At 61.1% G+C, this 16,254-nt stretch carries 17 protein-coding genes; 9 read left to right on the forward strand and 8 right to left on the reverse strand.

Annotated features, from left to right (window positions below; genetic code table 11):
• Positions 1–56: 56 nt before the first annotated feature.
• Positions 57–758: a response regulator transcription factor gene (locus tag AC097W_RS18290; RefSeq protein WP_479604063.1), complete on the forward strand. Its 702-nt coding sequence runs from the start codon at positions 57–59 to the stop codon at positions 756–758.
• Positions 755–2,131 (forward strand): sensor histidine kinase, encoded by a 1,377-nt coding sequence (locus tag AC097W_RS18295; RefSeq protein WP_479604064.1) that lies wholly within the window; start codon positions 755–757, stop codon positions 2,129–2,131. The genes AC097W_RS18290 and AC097W_RS18295 overlap by 4 nt, the downstream gene beginning before the upstream one ends.
• Here AC097W_RS18295 and AC097W_RS18300 read toward each other — a convergent pair.
• From AC097W_RS18300 to AC097W_RS18335, 8 genes are all read right to left on the reverse strand, one after another.
• The gene (locus AC097W_RS18300; RefSeq protein WP_479604065.1) at positions 2,128–3,210 is read right to left on the reverse strand and encodes an ABC transporter ATP-binding protein; all 1,083 of its coding nucleotides are present in this window, start codon (positions 3,208–3,210) and stop codon (positions 2,128–2,130) included. The two genes, AC097W_RS18295 and AC097W_RS18300, sit on opposite strands and share 4 nt — an antisense overlap.
• A 6-nt stretch (positions 3,211–3,216) precedes the next feature.
• The gene (locus AC097W_RS18305) at positions 3,217–4,071 is read right to left on the reverse strand and encodes a carbohydrate ABC transporter permease (protein WP_479604066.1); all 855 of its coding nucleotides are present in this window, start codon (positions 4,069–4,071) and stop codon (positions 3,217–3,219) included.
• A 3-nt stretch (positions 4,072–4,074) separates the two neighbouring features.
• Entirely contained in the window at positions 4,075–4,953 is an 879-nt protein-coding gene (locus tag AC097W_RS18310; RefSeq protein WP_479604067.1) for a carbohydrate ABC transporter permease, read from the reverse strand.
• Between the two features lie 104 nt (positions 4,954–5,057).
• Entirely contained in the window at positions 5,058–6,308 is a 1,251-nt protein-coding gene (locus AC097W_RS18315; protein ID WP_479604068.1) for an ABC transporter substrate-binding protein, read from the reverse strand.
• A 154-nt stretch (positions 6,309–6,462) separates the two neighbouring features.
• Positions 6,463–7,446: an ROK family protein gene (locus tag AC097W_RS18320; RefSeq protein WP_479604069.1), complete on the reverse strand. Its 984-nt coding sequence runs from the start codon at positions 7,444–7,446 to the stop codon at positions 6,463–6,465.
• 16 nt (positions 7,447–7,462) lie between these two features.
• Positions 7,463–7,831 carry a phosphomannose isomerase type II C-terminal cupin domain gene (locus AC097W_RS18325; protein ID WP_479604070.1) on the reverse strand — a complete coding sequence of 123 codons (369 nt, stop codon included), beginning with the start codon at positions 7,829–7,831 and terminating at the stop codon, positions 7,463–7,465.
• Between the two features lie 94 nt (positions 7,832–7,925).
• The gene (trxC, locus tag AC097W_RS18330) at positions 7,926–8,363 is read right to left on the reverse strand and encodes a thioredoxin TrxC (RefSeq protein WP_479604071.1); all 438 of its coding nucleotides are present in this window, start codon (positions 8,361–8,363) and stop codon (positions 7,926–7,928) included.
• A 55-nt stretch (positions 8,364–8,418) separates the two neighbouring features.
• The gene (locus AC097W_RS18335; protein WP_479604072.1) at positions 8,419–9,498 is read right to left on the reverse strand and encodes a class I SAM-dependent methyltransferase; all 1,080 of its coding nucleotides are present in this window, start codon (positions 9,496–9,498) and stop codon (positions 8,419–8,421) included.
• A gap of 102 nt (positions 9,499–9,600) precedes the next feature.
• Between AC097W_RS18335 and AC097W_RS18340 the strand changes: the two genes are divergently transcribed.
• The 7 genes from AC097W_RS18340 (at position 9,601) to AC097W_RS18370 (ending at position 16,250) form a co-directional block, all read left to right on the forward strand.
• Positions 9,601–10,422 (forward strand): SDR family oxidoreductase, encoded by an 822-nt coding sequence (locus AC097W_RS18340; RefSeq protein ID WP_479604073.1) that lies wholly within the window; start codon positions 9,601–9,603, stop codon positions 10,420–10,422.
• A gap of 13 nt (positions 10,423–10,435) precedes the next feature.
• Entirely contained in the window at positions 10,436–10,807 is a 372-nt protein-coding gene (locus AC097W_RS18345; RefSeq protein WP_479604074.1) for a dihydroneopterin aldolase, read from the forward strand.
• Positions 10,808–10,835: 28 nt separating this feature from the next.
• A complete protein-coding gene (gene ttcA, locus AC097W_RS18350; protein WP_479604075.1) occupies positions 10,836–11,804 on the forward strand; it encodes a tRNA 2-thiocytidine(32) synthetase TtcA in 969 nt (322 codons plus the stop codon).
• Entirely contained in the window at positions 11,801–12,424 is a 624-nt protein-coding gene (locus AC097W_RS18355) for a DUF4136 domain-containing protein (RefSeq protein WP_479604076.1), read from the forward strand. Before ttcA ends, AC097W_RS18355 begins: the two co-directional genes overlap by 4 nt.
• Positions 12,424–13,104, forward strand: coding sequence for a histidine phosphatase family protein (locus tag AC097W_RS18360; RefSeq protein ID WP_479604077.1), 681 nt, complete (start codon positions 12,424–12,426; stop codon positions 13,102–13,104). The genes AC097W_RS18355 and AC097W_RS18360 overlap by 1 nt, the downstream gene beginning before the upstream one ends.
• Positions 13,105–13,177: 73 nt before the next feature.
• Positions 13,178–14,932 carry a lysoplasmalogenase family protein gene (locus tag AC097W_RS18365; RefSeq protein ID WP_479604078.1) on the forward strand — a complete coding sequence of 585 codons (1,755 nt, stop codon included), beginning with the start codon at positions 13,178–13,180 and terminating at the stop codon, positions 14,930–14,932.
• Positions 14,933–15,212: 280 nt separating this feature from the next.
• Positions 15,213–16,250: an ABC transporter substrate-binding protein gene (locus tag AC097W_RS18370; RefSeq protein ID WP_479604079.1), complete on the forward strand. Its 1,038-nt coding sequence runs from the start codon at positions 15,213–15,215 to the stop codon at positions 16,248–16,250.
• Positions 16,251–16,254 lie beyond the last annotated feature (4 nt).

Below are 16,254 nucleotides of genomic sequence, written 5' to 3' on the forward strand. Positions count from 1 at the left end.
CCGCGCGCACGGCCAGGCGACACCCTGCGCCTGGGCACACTTGGTATGCTCTCGCCATGGCCCACTTGCTGATTGTTGAAGACGATGAATTGCTGCGCGACGGTCTGTGCGCGCAACTGGTCCATGCGGGCCATAGTGTCTGCAGCGCCAGCGACGGTGCGCAGGCCCAGACCCTGCTGGAAACCACCCGGGTTGATGGCGTCATCCTGGACCTGGGCTTGCCCCTGGTCGATGGCATCAGCGTGCTGCGCTGGATTCGCCAGCGCCTCACGGCCCTGCCGGTGCTGGTACTGACCGCCCGAGACGGCGTGGAAGACCGGGTACAGGGCCTCAACGCGGGCGCCGACGACTACCTCACCAAACCCTTCAGCATGGCCGAGTTGCTGGCGCGCCTGCAAGCCATGCTGCGCCGCTCGCGCCTGCCGGCATTCGGTGGCTCGCTGGAGGTGGAAAGCAGTGGCGCCAGGCGCCTGCGCTTAGACCCGGTTTTACCCTTGGCATGGCTGGACGATGAGCCCATGGACTTGACCCAGCGCGAATGGTCCCTGCTGTCCCTGCTGGTCACCAACATGGGGCAGGTCGTGGGTCGCGAAGATGTGCTGGCGGTATGGCAAACCCAGCCGCTGGACGGCACCACCAGCGGCTCGAACGCACTGGAAGTCTATGTGCACCGCCTGCGCCGCAAGTTGCAGGACTCCGGCCTGAATATTCGCAATGTGCGCGGCCTGGGCTACATGCTGGAAATGGACGCGGCATGACTGTGGCCGCCTCTTTTTCTCTGAGGCGGCAGCTTCTGGTCTGGTTGTTGGTACCCCAGCTGGTGCTGTGGCTGGTCGGGGGGGCGCTGGCCTTTCGCGTGGCGCTGACCTATGCCGAAAAGACCATTGACCAGTCGCTCACACAATCGGTGCGCTCATTGGCGCGCCAGGTCAAACCGTTTGGCTCAGGCCTGCTGGTGGACTTTCCACGTGCGGCCCAGGACATCATTGAGGAAGACCCCAACGACCGCGTGTCTTACATGGTGTCTTCGCCACCGGGCAGCTTTCTGCTGGGCAATGGCCGCCTCCCCAATCCGCCGGCCGATCTGGTGATTCCCCAAAACGAACCGGTGCTGTACAACGTACAGCTGGATGGCAAGGCCATGCGCACGGCCTCGATTGATCTGAGTTTTGGTGATGGCATGACGCAGCAGCGCATGCGCGTGCAAGTGGCCAAGAGCCTGGCGGTACAACAACGCATTGCCCGGGAACTGGTGCAGGACATGCTGTTCCCGCTGCTGCTGCTGGGCGCCGTGCTCAGCTTTTTAGTCTACGCCGGCATACGCCGCGGACTGGCTCCGCTGCAGCGGCTCGAAGCCCAGCTCGCCCACCGCACCGCGGCGTCGCTCTCGCCCATTGAAATGACCCAGGCGCCACAGGAAGTGCACTCACTGGCAAACGCCGTCAACCATTTGCTGACCACCCTGCGGCGCAGTCTCAGCCAGGAAAAACGGTTTTTGAACGATGCGGCGCACCAGTTGCGCACCCCTCTGGCCGGCCTGATCAGCCAGACCGAGCTGGCCATGCAGGAAACCGACCCGCAGGCGCTGCAGCAGCGTCTGGTCAAAGTTCACACAGGCGCGCAGCGCAGCGCGCACCTGGTGCACCAGCTGCTGTCGCTGGCCCGCACCGAAACAGAGGTCGCACTACTGCCCGTCGACGCCGCGGCGCTGGCACGCGAGGTGGCGCGCGAGTGGACGCCACGTGCGCTGGCGGCGGGCGTGGATCTGGGCTATGAAGGTGAAGAAACATTGACCGTGCCCGCCGACAAACTGCTGTTGCGCGAGGCGCTGAACAACCTCATCGACAATGCCCTGCGCTATGCCGGGCGTGGCAGCACTGTGACCTTGCGCATGCGGGGACAAGACGGCCTGTGCACCATCGAAGTGGAAGACAACGGACCGGGGCTGAACGAAGCCGAACTAAAGCGGGTGTTTGAACGCTTCTGGCGCGCCAGCGAGCTGCCGGGCGGCTGCGGCCTGGGCCTGGCCATCGTGGCCGAAATTGCGCACCGCCATGGCGGCACGGCTACCGCCCGCCACGCCCGCCCGAACGGGCTGATCATCCACCTGGAACTACCGCTACCGACTTAAGCCACCGGCAGGGCAATGCGTTGCCCTGTGGCTTTGTCAAACCAGTTGTTGTGGCGGCTACTCACGGTCATGCCTACGTTGGCACCAATGTCCAGCCTGGTGTTGGCCGGGGCGCGCACCGTGATGAGGCCCACACCGGTTTTGACCACCACATAGGTGTCCGCACCCGTAGGCTCCACCAGCACCACATCGCCGCGCCAGGTGGCCTCGTCGGCCAGGTGGATGTGCTCTGGCCGCTGGCCCAGGATCACCTCGCGGCCTGCGGGCGTCGGCAGGTCCAGGCTACCGCCTGCAAAGACAAACTGGCCCTGCTCGTCCGCACCTCCTACGTGTCCTTCGATGAAGTTCATCATGGGGGATCCGATGAAGCCGGCCACGTAGGTGTTGACCGGGGTGCGGTAAATCTCGTCGGGTGTGCCGATCTGCTGCAGGATGCCGTCCTTCATCACGGCAATGCGGCTGCCCAGGGTCATGGCCTCGATCTGGTCGTGCGTCACATAGACACTGGTAATGCCCGACACATGGTGCAGTCGCTTGATTTCGGCGCGCATTTCCACGCGCAACTTTGCATCCAGATTGGACAGCGGTTCGTCAAACAAGAACAGCTGGGGGTCGCGCGCCAGGGCACGACCCATGGCCACACGCTGACGCTGGCCACCAGAAAGCTGGGCGGGGCGGCGGTCCAGCAGGTTTTCAATCTGCAGCATGGCAGCCACTTCGTGGATGCGTTTGGTGCGCACGTCCTTGGGCACCTTGCGCATTTCCAGTGCGAAGCCAATGTTGTCGGCCACCGTCATGGTGGGGTACAGCGCATAGCTCTGGAACACCATGGCAATGTCGCGCTGCGCCGGGGCCATGCCAATGACGTTTTTGCCGTTGATCAGCAACTCGCCCTCGGAGGGGTCTTCCAGGCCGGCAATGATGTTGAGCAGGGTGGACTTGCCGCAGCCCGAAGGGCCGACCAGGATCAGGAATTCGCCGGGTGCGACGTCGATGTCGATGCGTTTGAGAACCTCGACGGCCTTGTCACCCTTGCCAAAGACCTTGCGAATGCCCGCGATATGAAGAGAAGCTGCCATTTTTTTTTATCCTTTCACAGCACCGGCTGTAAGACCTTTGACGAAATATTGACCGGCCAGCACATAGACCAGCATGGTGGGCAAACCGGCAATCACTGCGGCAGCCATGTCCACGTTGTAGCTCTTGACGCTGCTCGACGTGTTGGCCATGTTGTTGAGGCCGACCGTAATGGGCTTGCTGTCAGCGCCACTGAACGCCACGCCAAACAGGAAGTCGTTCCAGATATTGGTGAACTGCCAGATCAGCGTCACCATCATGATGGGCGTGGACATGGGAATGACGATGCGGAAAAAGATGCGCCAGAAACCGGCCCCATCGATACGTGCGGCATTCACCAGTTCGCGCGGAATGGCCGTGTAGTAGTTTCTGAAAAACAGCGTGGTGCCCGCCATGCCCGCCAGGCAGTGCACCAGTACCAAACCTGCCACCGAACTGGACAAGCCCAGAAAGCCAAGCACCTGGCTCATGGGTAGCAGCACCACCTGGAAAGGCATGAACACGCCAAACAGGATGAAACCGAAAAGCACATCGCTGCCCTTGAATTTCCACATGCTCAGCACATAGCCATTGACGGCGCCCCAGGCGGTGGAAATGAGAACCGCGGGTACGGCCATGCTCACCGAATTCCAGAAGTAGGGGCGCAGGCCGCGGCAATCCACACCGGTACAGGCCGTAGACCATGCCAGCTTCCAGGACTCGAAATTGATGGAGGTCGGTAGGCTCAGCAGGTTCCCCGCACGAATCTGGTCCGCATCCTTGAGGGATGTGGCCAGCATGACATACAGGGGCGCCAGAAAGAACAGGGCAGCGAACAGCAAAACGGCGTAGACCGCGATGCGAGGGAGGTGTTTAGCGATCATGGCTTATCTGTCGTGCGGTTTGGCACGCAGCTCGCTGTAAAGGTAGGGGACGACGATGGCTGCTACCGTGGCCAGCATCATGGTGGCGCTGGCAGCACCCAGGCCAATCTGGCCGCGGGTGAAGCTCATCACAAACATGAACGTGGCGGGAACGTCGGTTGCGTAGCCGGGCCCACCGGCGGTGAGCGCCATGACCAGGTCAAAGCTCTTGATGGACAGGTGCGACAGGACCAGAATGGTGGAGAACACTACCGGGCGCAGGATGGGCAAAATGATGCGCCAGTAGATGAGGGGCAGCGAAGCGCCGTCAATTTGCGCCGCCTTGATGATGCTGTCATCAATGCCGCGCAACCCAGCCAGAAACAAGGCCATGGCAAACCCTGCGGACTGCCAGATGCCAGCGATCACCACGCAGTAGATAGCCGTTTCCGACTGCACCAGCCAGTCAAAGTGAAAGCTCGCCCAACCCAGGTCGTGCATCAGCTTTTCCAGCCCGAGGCTGGGGTTCAATATCCACTTCCATGCGGTTCCGGTGACGATAAACGACAGCGCCATGGGGTACAGGTAAACGGTTCGCAGCACGCCTTCGAAGCGGATCTTCTGGTCCAGAAATATCGCCAAGCCCATACCCAGCAGCATCGAGCCCCCCACATACAGCACGCTGAAGATGCCGAGGTTTTTGAGGGCGATATACCAGCGATCCATTTCCCAGAGGCGCACATATTGATCCAGCCCCACGAACTCGTCGTAATTGGGGAGCATGCGCGACCCGGTCAGGGACAGCACGCCATTCCAGATCATGAAGCCATAGATGAATGCGAATCCGAGGACGAAGCCCGGCGCAATCACCAGTTTTGGCAAAAGTTTTTCAAATGATTTCATGGTGTATCCCCAGAGACGCGGCGCCTGGCCGCAAAGGGAACCTGTCTGCAGACCCCACCCCCGAAGGGATGGAGTCATTTCAATGGCGGAATTGCCAGTAACAGTTACTTGGTCGCAGCAGCCTTGGCGATGCTTTTCACGCCATCTGCAACCGAGATCTTGTCATCGTTCCAGAACTGGCTGACCGCATCCTTGATGGCACCTTCAGCCGCAGGGCTGACAGCCATGCCGTGGGCAATGGACGGCAGCAGGCCGCCGGTCTTGGCGGTGGACACGAAGTCCTTGGCGGACAGCTTGGCGCAATCATCAAACTTGGCCATGTCCATATTCAGGCGAACCGGGATGGAGCCTTTGTTCAGGTTGAAGATTTCCTGGAACTCGGTACCCATGATGGCAGCTGCCAAATCAGCCTGCGCCTTTTGAGCGGTAGCGTCTTTGAGCTTGAACATGGCAAATGAGTCCACATTGAAGGTATAGGCGTTGGCAGTGCCGGGCGTAGCAGCGCAGATGTAGTCTTTGCCGGGCACCTTGCCTGCGGCAGTGAACTCGCCCTTGGCCCAGTCACCCATGAACTGGAAAGCGGCCTTTTCCTGAATCACCATGGCAGTCGCCAGGTTCCAGTCACGCCCAGGAGATGCAGGGTCGGTATAGCCCTTGATCTTGCGGAAGGTTTCAAGCGACTTCTTCATGGTGTCGCTGGTCAGGGCCTTCTGGTCGAGCTTCATCAGTGCGTCGTTGTAAAACTTGGCACCACCCACGCCCAACACCACATCTTCGAACGTGGTGAAGTCCTGCCAGTTCTGGCCACCATGTGCCACGGGAATCAGACCGGCCTTCTTGACTTTTTCAGCCGCAGCAAAAAATTCGTCCCACGTCTTGGGCGTAGTGGTCACACCAGCCTTCTTCAGGACCGCCGCGTTAGCCCACATCCAGTTCACGCGGTGTACGTTCACGGGTGCCGCGACGTAATTGCCTTTGTATTTCATGACATCCGCCACCACCTTGGGCAGCAGGCTGTCCCACTTCTCGGCTTGGGCGGTGGCGTCAAGGTTGGCCAAAACGCCTTCCGAAGCCCACTCCTGAATGGCAGGGCCCTTGATTTGGGCCGCAGCGGGGGGGTTGCCCGCCACCACACGGCTCTTGAGCACCGTCATGGCGTTGTCGCCACCACCGCCGGCCACGGCAAAGTCTTTCCAGGTGTGCCCTTTGCTTTGCATGATTTTCTTCAGTTCACCGACGGACTTGGCTTCGCCACCGGATGTCCACCAATGCAGCACTTCCACTTCGCCGGCAAACGCCGCAGTACCCGCCACCACCAATGCCACTGCCGTGGCGAGTTTCGAAAGTTTCAACATGATGTCTCCAAAAGAGTTTTTTCGCCGACCAATCCAGCCGACCGCGTTATTGAATCCGGGCCAGCACCGTGTTGGCTCGAATTCATTAATTATTCATTAATCTTTCATGGAGACCACTGGGGGTTTCCCTAGGTCACGGGGGTTTTCCGTTGATTTAGCTCAATACCAGCGCTAAAGCTGCGTAATCCCCCACTCGCTCGCCAAGGCCGGCAGGCACCAACTCCAGCCCATCTGTCAAGGCGGGCAACTTGCCTGTGATGTGGGATCGCAGCCGCGGCAAAAGGTAGTCGCGGTGGTGCCAAAAAACGCTGCCACCCAAACTGATACGCTGCAAATCGAGTGTGGCCACCATGTTGTAAATGGTGCGCCCCATGACCCGACACAAGTCATCAATTATGGCGATAGCCCTCGTGTCACCTGCGTGAGCAGCTATAAAAAGCGTAGCAGAATCACTGTAACCGTCGGCACTGAATCTTCGGGCAATGGCGTTTCCGGCCACCAGGCTTTCCACGTCTCCCACATTGCCACAGCCGCACAGCGCGTCCGAGTTGTCACTCACGAAGGTGTGACCGGCGTGTCCGGCGTTGCCGTTCTTGCCGCGCAGAATGCGGCCATCGACACACAGCCCCATGCCGATACCGGTGCTCCAGGTCAGGTAGGCACAGTTGTCCACGCCTTGCAGGGCACCCCAGCGCCGCTCGGCTTCCAGCGCGCCAACGCCATCGTTTTCCACCCGAACATTGGGGAAGGCCGCGCGCAGCGGCGCCTCCAGCAGGGCGGTGGTCCAGTCATTGGGCAGCCCGCGGGCCTTGCCAGCCAGCCCGCCACAGATATTGGGCGCAGCCAATTCAACCAGGCCATCCCGCATGACAAACGGGCCGCAAGAGGCCACGCCCACCGCAGAGAGGTCTGCCACCGCGACGCCCGCGGCAGCACAACTTTGGCCAACAAGGCGAATGATTTGCAGGGCCAGGGCATCGTTCTCACCCCGGGTAGCGGTGGGTTCAGCCACCTTGCCGCGCACACCGTGTTCATCCGCCACGCTGACGGCCACTTTGGTTCCGCCAATGTCGACACAGGCAACAGGCGCTGCGCCCACAGGCAACTGAACAGGAATTTCTGAGGGAATAAGGTTCATGAAGGGCTCAATGGGTTTATTGACGACCATAGTCGTCTTGCAGGCGAACGATATCGTCTTCGCCCAGGTAACTGCCAAACTGGACTTCCACGATCTCCACCGGGTCCGTCGTCACATTGGCGAGCCGGTGCACCTGCCCAACGGCAATATCGCAGTGTCCGCCCGTAGGCAAATCAAAGGTGCGTTCGTCGAGCGTGACGCGTGCCACACCCTGCACCACCACCCAGTGCTCCGCGCGCTGGTGGTGTTTTTGCAGGCTGATCTGCTGACCGGGCAGCACGCCAATGCGCTTGATTTTGTTGCCAGCCACTTCGGATACCGTCTCGTACCAGCCCCAGGGGCGCTGCGTGCGTTCAACGGTCTCCGTCCGGATGGTGGTCTGCATGGCTCGCTCGCTGTGGTGTCGGTTAATCAGCGAGATACTACCGCGCAAGTCACGGCTTGCGTTACCACGGCGTTACCAAAACGCCACTAGCGCGTCAGCGCAAGTGCGACTGCGTCCAGCGCACGATGTCGGCTGCGCCCATGGCGCCAGGCTGACGGGCCACCTCGCGCCCGTTGACGAACAGGGCCAAGGTGGGAATGCTGCGAATGTTGAAACGCGCACCCAGTGCCTGCGCCTCTTCGGTGTTGACCTTGGCCACACGCACTTGCGGCTCCAGCTGGGCCGTGGCCTGCTCCAGCGCGGGCGCCATCTGGCGGCACGGGCCGCACCAGGGGGCCCAAAAGTCCACCAGCACCGGAATCTGGTTGCGACCAATGTGCTTTTCAAACGCCGCTTCGTCCAGTGCCACGGTGTGGGCGGTGAACAGTGGCTTGTGGCAACTGCCGCAGTCAGGCGCGCGGGTTTGGTCCACCACCTTGACGCGGTTGGTCTGGTGGCAATGGGGGCAAACGATGTGTAGCGAATCGGTCATGGGAGGTCCTCTCTGCATACCCATATAGGTATAAATTTCCTGTCTTCAAGACCACTCACAAGCGGTGGGTTTTGTCACCACGGGCAAAACCCATGGCATTCCAGTGCGCGCCTTTGGTCAGACCAATGACCTTGAAAAACTCACCCATTTCGTGCTCCAGAATGAGCTTCTGCGCAGCTACCCGCTCGGGCAGGGACGCATCCTGCATGGCCTCGACCATGCCGCAGTTCATCAAAAAATGCGCCTGGTTGGTGTAGCCCAGCACCTCCAGCCCCGCGTCCTGGGCGGCCAGCGCAATGCCGGTGAAATTGACGTGCGCGGTGATGTCCTTGTTCCCAACATCTGCCAGTGGGTCACTGTCGGCCTGGTGGGCGCGGTGGCACATGACAGTACCCATGTGGCGCTGCTCATGGTAGTACTCCCCTTCGGGAAAACCATAGTCCAGCAAAAACACCGCACCGGCCTGCAGGTGGTCCGCCAGGGTGCGCACAAAGGCCTCGCCCTGGGGGTGAATCTCGGTGAGGTAGTCGTGCTCGCCGGGGATTTCCATCGGCGGGCGCAGGTCGGCGGGGTGGTCCTGCCAGGCAAAACCATCCGACTGTACGACCACACCGCGTTCAAACCACCCCCCCCCGACGCGGGCCAGCAGCTTCACCGGCATGGCGTCCAGCACTTCGTTGCCCACCACCACGCCCTGCATGGCGGCCGGGAGTTCGTCCACCCATCGAACAATGTCCGCATAAGCCTGCAGCGTGGCCTGCTGGCGCGCGCGCAGGGGCAAGGACAAATCCACAATCGTGTAGCGGCGCAGCGTCACGCCCTTGGCAGCCAGAGCGTCCAGCAGTTGCAGTGCCAGTGCGCCTGTTCCGGCACCAAACTCCCACACCTCGTCCGTGCCCGTTGCCTGCAAAGCCTGTGCCACCTGCCGTGCGAGCGCCTGGCCAAACAGCGGCGTCATCTCAGGAGCTGTCACAAAGTCACTGCCCGCGCCGACCACTGCGCCATCACTGCCCCGCATGCCCTGCGGAAGGCTGCCGAAAACCGTAGCACCGCGGGTGTAGTAACCCAAACCGGGGGCATAGAGAGCCAAGGCCATGAAGGTATCAAAACCGATCCAGCCGCCGCTGTCTGCCATATGCCGCTCAATATGGGCCGCAAGAGAGCCTGGAGCCGGGCTACCGGGCGAGGGGGTCGTTAAACTCGGAGGTGTTGTCATCACAAGGTGAATTGTCTCCCAATGTCTGCTATCTCCCCTGCTGCAACGGCTGGCGCTGCTACGACCGTCCCCACTGTTCTAATTACCGGCGCGGCCAAACGGCTGGGCCGCGAGATTGCCCTGGCACTGGCTGCCAGTGGCTGGCGCGTGGCCGTGCACTACCGCGACTCACTGGAAGATGCTACAAAAACAATAGCTGACTGCGCAAGACTGACGGGGGGTGCAGCTGCTTTTCGCTGTAATTTAGGAAATGAAACTGCTGTGCGCCAGCTGCTCCCCACGGTGATTGCCGAGATGGGGCATGTCGATGCGGTGGTGAACAGCGCTTCGACCTTTGAGCACGACAACGCGGCAAGCTTCAGCTTTGCCGCGATGGAGAAACACATGCGCAGCAACGCGGGTGCGGCAATCTTGCTTTCCCAAGCCCTGCACACCCACATCGCCGAGCGCAACCAGGCAACCGGCGATGCCGCACAGGCGGTGGGCGGCGTCGTCGTCAACCTGCTGGACCAGAAACTCTGGAACCAGAACCCCGATTTTTTCAGCTATACCTTGTCCAAGGCTGCGCTGGAAGCCGCCAACACCATGCTGGCGCTGGCGCTGAGTCCGCAAATCCGCGTGGTGGGCGTGGCCCCGGGGCTGACCCTGACCAGCCACCTGCTCAACGACGACAAGTTTGCCGCCCTGCACAAGCTGTCGCCACTGGGGCGTTCCTCCACCCCGCAGGACGTGGCTTCCACCGTGTTGTTTGCGCTGCAAAACCAGTCCATCACCGGCACCACCCTGCTGGTGGATGGCGGCCAGCACCTGATGCGCTTTGAGCGCGATTTTTCCCTGATGTGAGACTATTTTGACCATGCAAAACACGATGGGAACCCAGATTCTGACCCTGACCGGCCTGCGCTTTGACGCCAACCTGGGGATTCTGGAGTCTGAAAAGCTTGCGCCACAGCCGATCCAGGTGGATGCCGAACTGCGCTTGGGCACGCAACCCCTGCTGCCCCATGACGACGACATTCACCATGTGCTGGATTACCGCAAGGTGCGCCAGATCATCATCAACGAATGCACGGCCGAGCACGTTAACCTGCTGGAAAGCCTGATTGGCAAACTGGCCCACCGGCTGATGCAACTGCCCGGCGTGCTGGGCGTGCGGGTCAAAATTGCCAAGCTGGAAATATTTGAAGACTGCGAAGTGGCCATTCGTGTTGAAACCGGCCAGTGGTGACCCCACATTGGACTCCAAGGAACTTACTATGAATGCCGTCTGGATTGACAACGAAATCGCGCCGGTCGCGTCCCTGGAGTCGCTGGCTTCCCAAGGGCCTGCAGCCAAATCCGCTGCGCAGCGTGCCGACTACGAGACCCACAAGCTCGAAAAACGCCTGTGTCGCCAGGTGGGACAGGCCATCATCGACTTCAACATGATCGAAGCCGGCGACCGGGTCATGGTCTGCATGTCGGGCGGCAAAGACAGCTACGGCATGCTCGACATCCTGATCAAGATGAAGCAGCGGGCGCCCGTCCCCTTCGAACTGGTAGCGGTGAATCTGGACCAGAAGCAGCCCGGTTTTCCCGACCACATCCTGCCTGAATATTTGCAGAAAATGGGGGTGGAGTTTCACATCGAAACGCAGGACACGTACTCCATCGTCAAGCGCAACATTCCCGAAGGGAAGACCATGTGCAGCCTATGCAGCCGCCTGCGACGGGGTATTTTGTACAGCGTGGCGCGCCAGCTCAAGTGCAACAAACTGGCGCTGGGCCACCACCGCGACGACATGCTGCAAACCTTCTTTTTGAACATGTTTTTCGCCGGTAAGCTCAAAGGTATGCCGCCCAAGCTGACCAGTGACAACGGCGAGTTCATCGTGATCCGGCCGTTGGCCTACGTCGCCGAGAAAGACCTGATCCGCTGGGCCGAACACCGCCAGTTCCCCATCATTCCCTGCAGCCTGTGCGGCAGCCAGGAAAACCTGCAGCGCGTGCAAGCGAGCAAGATGCTCAAAGAGTGGGAGAAGCACTACCCCGGCCGTGCGGAGACCATGTTCACTGCGCTGCAAAACGTGGTGCCATCGCATCTGATGGATGGCAAGCTGCACAACTTTAAAGGCCTGAAAACCACCGGAATACCGGATGAGAACGGCGACAAAGCCTTTGACGCAGAAGCGTTCACGCCGCCCAAACTATCGGGCCTCCCGGGCCTGCAGGTGGTGACCGCATGAACCCGCTACGCCGCCCGCATTGGCTGGGGGTTGCCATGGTCCTTGCGGCCGCCCTGCTTCTGGGTGGCTGCGCCATGACCCGCATGATCGACAGCGAGGTGCAAAGCTACCTCGGTGCGGCGGGCGCGCAAACCGGCGCCACCTATCGGTTCGAGCGCCTGCCCTCGCAGCAGGGCGGTCAGGCCTCGCAGGAGGCACTGGAGGCTATTACCGAGCGCGTACTGGGCCAGCACAGCCTGACCCGCAACGACAGCGAGGCGCGCTACAGCGTCCAGATCAGCGTGGACGTCGTTCAATACCAGCGGGAACCACGGTACCCGCAGGTGTTTGGAGGCGTTTTTGTCGCCCATGATGGCAGCCTGCGGCACCGGCCACCCATGATGGTCATGGTGATGGAGCCACCCTGGTACCGGCACACGGTGCACCTGCTGATGCGCGATGTCGCCACTGGTCAAATGGCCTATGAAACCCACGCAGCGCATGAAGGACCCTGGTCGGACACGGGCAATCTGCTGCCGGCCATTCTGGAGGCCGCCCTGCGCAGTTACCCCCAGGCTTCGCCGCAACTGCATACCGTTGTTGTGGAACTGCCACCGCCCGCCGACACCGAGGGCCGCTGATGGGAGCCACCCGCATCATTGCCATTCGCCATGGCGAGACGGCCTGGAATGTGGAGGCCCGCTTGCAGGGGCATCTGGATATTGACCTGAATGCGCGCGGACGCTGGCAGGCGCAACGGCTTGCACAGGCCCTGGCGGACGAAGACATCGCCGCCATTTACTCCAGCGACCTGTCGCGGGCCCGGGCCACGGCGCAGGCCATTGCCAATGCGGCCAGTGCAGCCAGCCCGGCCAGCAACCCATTGGACAATGCACCAACCCGTGAAGTGCGCTTGCATACCGGCTTGCGGGAGCGCTGTTTTGGCCAGTTTGAGGGCCAGACCTACGCCCAGCTGGCTGCCGACTGGCCCGAAGAATCGCGCCGCTGGCGCCAGCGCGACCCGAGCTTTGCGCCAGAGGGCGGCGAAACCCTGATCCAGTTGCGTGACCGGGTCGCCCACACCCTGAACACCCTGGCCAGCCAGCATCTGGGCGAGCAAATCGTCCTGGTGGCACACGGCGGCGTGCTCGACGCGCTCTACCGCCTGGCCACCCACGTCGACACGGCAGCCCCCCGCAGCTGGGAGCTGGGCAATGCCGCCATCAACCGGCTGCTGTGGGCGCCGGATGCGCTCACGCTGGTGGGGTGGTCCGACACCCGGCACCTGGACGATGCCGTGCTGGACGAAACCAGCACCTGAAATACCGCGAACCCGCTGCGTCTAAGGGTTCACCCGCAATTCACAAAGCGCCTGCTCGCTGAAAATAGGCGGTATGAGCAAAGTCATCGTTTTCGCCACGCCCGTCTTCCTGTTGTTGATCGCCCTGGAGTTCGTGTGGGGCCGCAGGCGCGCCCGGAACGGCACCGGGCACGACAGCTACCGCCTGAACGATGCCATCAACAGCATCAGCCTCGGAATATTGAGCCAGCTCGGCGGGGTGCTGACCAAGCTGCTGACCGTGGGCATCTACACCGCTGTGTTTGGCGCCGTGGCTATTTACCCGCACCTGGAGTTCTGGAGCACCTGGTATGGCGTGCTGCTGGCGCTGGTGTTTTACGACTTGTGTTACTACTGGCTGCACCGCGCAGGGCATGTGGTGGCGCTGTTCTGGGCGGCGCATGTGGTGCACCACCAGAGCCAGCACTACAACCTGTCCACCGCGCTGCGCCAGACCTCCAGCGGCGCGTTCTTCGGCTGGATCTTCTACCTGCCCATGGCCATTGCGGGCGTGCCGCCGCTGGTGTTTGGCATCGTGGCACTGATTGACCTGCTCTACCAGTTCTGGGTGCACACCGAACAGATCGGCAAGCTGGGCTGGTTTGATCGCGTATTTTGCTCCCCCAGCAACCACCGCGTGCACCACGCCGTCAACGACCCGTACCTCGACAAGAACTACGGGGGCATTCTGGTGTTGTGGGATCGCCTGTTTGGGACTTTTCAGGTGGAGACCGAACCCTGCGTTTACGGCACGCGCGGGCAGCTCAACAGCTGGGACCCGCTGTGGGCCAACTTCGAGGTGTACTCGGCACTGGCCCGGGATGCCTGGCACACCCGCAACTGGAGCGACAAAGTGCGCATCTGGTTCAAGCCCCCGGGCTGGCAACCGGCAGACCTGGCACAGGCCAGCCCCAAACCCGCATTCACGCTGGCGTCAGTCACCACCTTCAACCCACCCATGACCCCTGCACAGCAATGGTTCGCGGGCCTGCAGTTCCTGCTGATGCTGGGGGCCGTCGCCTCCTTCCTGTGGGTGGCGGACTCGCTGTCCGTGCGTGATGCAGCCATCTGGTGTGCGGCCATTTCCAGCGGCGTGTGGGCTACGGGGCGCTTCATGCAGGGGCAGCTGTCCCTGCTGGAGGTGCTGATCGTGGAGAGCGCCGCGCTGGCCACGCTGGGTGCCATGGGCATGTTCGACGTGCCAACAGCCCACTACGTGTACTACCTGTTCAAACCGCTGACCCTGGTTATTGCTATTACTTTTGTAGCTGCCCGCGCAATATTCACGGGGGCTACAGGCAAATTTAATGCGCTATTGATCGTTGCGCTGGTGTTTTCGCTGGGCGGCGATGTGTTTCTTATGTTGCCGGGTGACGTTCCCCTTTGGGGGTTGCCAACCTTCATCCTGGGGCTGGGCTCGTTTCTGGTGGCGCACCTGTTCTACATCGCCCTTTTCCGCCAGGGGCAGACCGGGTTTCCCAGTCGCCGTGCGCTGGCTATCGTGCTGCTTTTTGGCGCAACCATGTACGGCGTTGTGTGGAGCGGTCTGGGCGACCCGGTGCTCAAGATCGCCGTGGGCGCCTATGTCACCGTGATCTCGCTCATGGCAGCGCAGGCCATTGGCCGTGCCGTCACGCTGGGCGACAACGCGTCGCGCTGGGTGGCGGTGGGGGCCTGCGTCTTCATGGTCAGCGACTCGCTGATTGCGATCAACAAGTTCGTTGCACCCGTCCCGCTGTCGTCGCTGTGGATTCTGGCGACCTACTACTGCGCGCAGATGCTGATCGTGCACAACACCCGCAAGGGCTGAGCTGCTTCGGTAACGTCACCCCTTGCACCCACGTTGGAGGTCGGACGTCGAGCAGAAGCGGGGATTCGTTGAGGTCCTGCGACCGGCGTTTATGGCAGCTTGCAGTCCTTCTATGGCGATCAACGGTTTGATCAATGCATTCATCGCCTGCCAAGTGGCTTAGGGCGCTTCCAACCAATCGGCGTGCTGTGTGACAATCTGACCAACTACTGGCATCAGCCCGCGCTGTGTCAGCCCGGTTTTTGCAGGCCGTTTTTTTGATGAATCAGGAAGCCAAAATATGAAAATTGCTTCTAAGAACGGCGACGGGTGGCATTCCAAAAATCGTATTGTGCTGCTGGTGCTCACGGCACTGCTTGCCGGTGTCGTAGCTTATCTGGCCTTGCGGTCGCCAGTTACCCCCACAAACGCGGGGACCAAGGTTTCGATCGCGGTGCCCATGCAGATCAACAGCGCCCTGATGCTGGTTGCTTCCGGGCAGGATCTGTTCCTGAAGGCGGGCGTGAACGTCGTAAGCCAACCATTCGATCTGGGAATAGATGCTTTGAAGTCCGTTCTCGACGGCAAGGCGGATTTGGCGGTAGTAGCGGATACCCCGACCATGTTCGCGCTTCTTGGTGGCGCTGACATTGCCATGCTGGCCGGTATTTCGCAGAGCCGCCGTGCCCTGGCAATCATTGCCCATAGTGACCGTGGCATCCAGCAAATTCAGGATCTCAGGGGCAAGTCCATTGGCGCGATCAAGGGGACCAACCAGACCTACTTTCTGGACGCCATGCTGCAAATCCATGGCGTTCCGAGCGATGCGGTCACTCAGAACGACCTGCGAACAGACGCAGGAATCAGCGCCTTCAAGGATGGTCTGATTGACGCGGTGGTGGCGTTCCAGCCTTTTCTGGCCAAGCTGGAAGCGGAAATGGGCAATCGAATCAAGGTCTTTTATGGTGAAGATGTCTATGCGTTTCGTTTCATACTGGTGGGCAAGCCGTCGTACATTGACAGCCATCCACAAGAGGTCCGAGGCGTCTTGCGCGCCCTGATTTCGGCCAATCAGGCAATTCGCGCCAATCCGGCTGAAGCGCGCCGTTTGGTGGGCGATGCGCTCAAGATTGATGACGCCACCATGGCTCGCCTGTTCGAACCCGAAGACTACGCTGTCACGCTCGACGAGGCGATGCTGCTGGCGCTGGATGATCAAACACGCTGGGCGATGCAAAAAGGGCTCGTCGAGTCCAGGCCGATGCCGAACTACCTGAATTTCATGAAATACCAAGACCTCGAAGCGGTGCTGCCGACTGCGGTAACGGTCGTGCACTAGGAGC

It is taken from the genome of Rhodoferax sp. GT1R46 (assembly GCF_056521285.1).

Excerpts from the sequence above, each read along its gene's own strand:
- AC097W_RS18345 (WP_479604074.1), top strand. The coding sequence starts at position 10,436 with ATGCAAAACACGATGGGAACCCAGATTCTGACCCTGACCGGCCTGCGC.
- AC097W_RS18305 (WP_479604066.1), bottom strand. The coding sequence starts at position 4,071 with ATGATCGCTAAACACCTCCCTCGCATCGCGGTCTACGCCGTTTTGCTG.
- AC097W_RS18310 (WP_479604067.1), bottom strand. The coding sequence starts at position 4,953 with ATGAAATCATTTGAAAAACTTTTGCCAAAACTGGTGATTGCGCCGGGC.
- trxC (WP_479604071.1), bottom strand. The coding sequence starts at position 8,363 with ATGACCGATTCGCTACACATCGTTTGCCCCCATTGCCACCAGACCAAC.
- AC097W_RS18315 (WP_479604068.1), bottom strand. The coding sequence starts at position 6,308 with ATGTTGAAACTTTCGAAACTCGCCACGGCAGTGGCATTGGTGGTGGCG.
- AC097W_RS18335 (WP_479604072.1), bottom strand. The coding sequence starts at position 9,498 with ATGGCAGACAGCGGCGGCTGGATCGGTTTTGATACCTTCATGGCCTTG.
- AC097W_RS18320 (WP_479604069.1), bottom strand. The coding sequence starts at position 7,446 with ATGAACCTTATTCCCTCAGAAATTCCTGTTCAGTTGCCTGTGGGCGCA.
- AC097W_RS18365 (WP_479604078.1), top strand. The coding sequence starts at position 13,178 with ATGAGCAAAGTCATCGTTTTCGCCACGCCCGTCTTCCTGTTGTTGATC.
- AC097W_RS18290 (WP_479604063.1), top strand. The coding sequence starts at position 57 with ATGGCCCACTTGCTGATTGTTGAAGACGATGAATTGCTGCGCGACGGT.
- AC097W_RS18300 (WP_479604065.1), bottom strand. The coding sequence starts at position 3,210 with ATGGCAGCTTCTCTTCATATCGCGGGCATTCGCAAGGTCTTTGGCAAG.
- AC097W_RS18325 (WP_479604070.1), bottom strand. The coding sequence starts at position 7,831 with ATGCAGACCACCATCCGGACGGAGACCGTTGAACGCACGCAGCGCCCC.
- AC097W_RS18340 (WP_479604073.1), top strand. The coding sequence starts at position 9,601 with ATGTCTGCTATCTCCCCTGCTGCAACGGCTGGCGCTGCTACGACCGTC.
- AC097W_RS18295 (WP_479604064.1), top strand. The coding sequence starts at position 755 with ATGACTGTGGCCGCCTCTTTTTCTCTGAGGCGGCAGCTTCTGGTCTGG.
- ttcA (WP_479604075.1), top strand. The coding sequence starts at position 10,836 with ATGAATGCCGTCTGGATTGACAACGAAATCGCGCCGGTCGCGTCCCTG.
- AC097W_RS18370 (WP_479604079.1), top strand. The coding sequence starts at position 15,213 with ATGAAAATTGCTTCTAAGAACGGCGACGGGTGGCATTCCAAAAATCGT.
- AC097W_RS18360 (WP_479604077.1), top strand. The coding sequence starts at position 12,424 with ATGGGAGCCACCCGCATCATTGCCATTCGCCATGGCGAGACGGCCTGG.
- AC097W_RS18355 (WP_479604076.1), top strand. The coding sequence starts at position 11,801 with ATGAACCCGCTACGCCGCCCGCATTGGCTGGGGGTTGCCATGGTCCTT.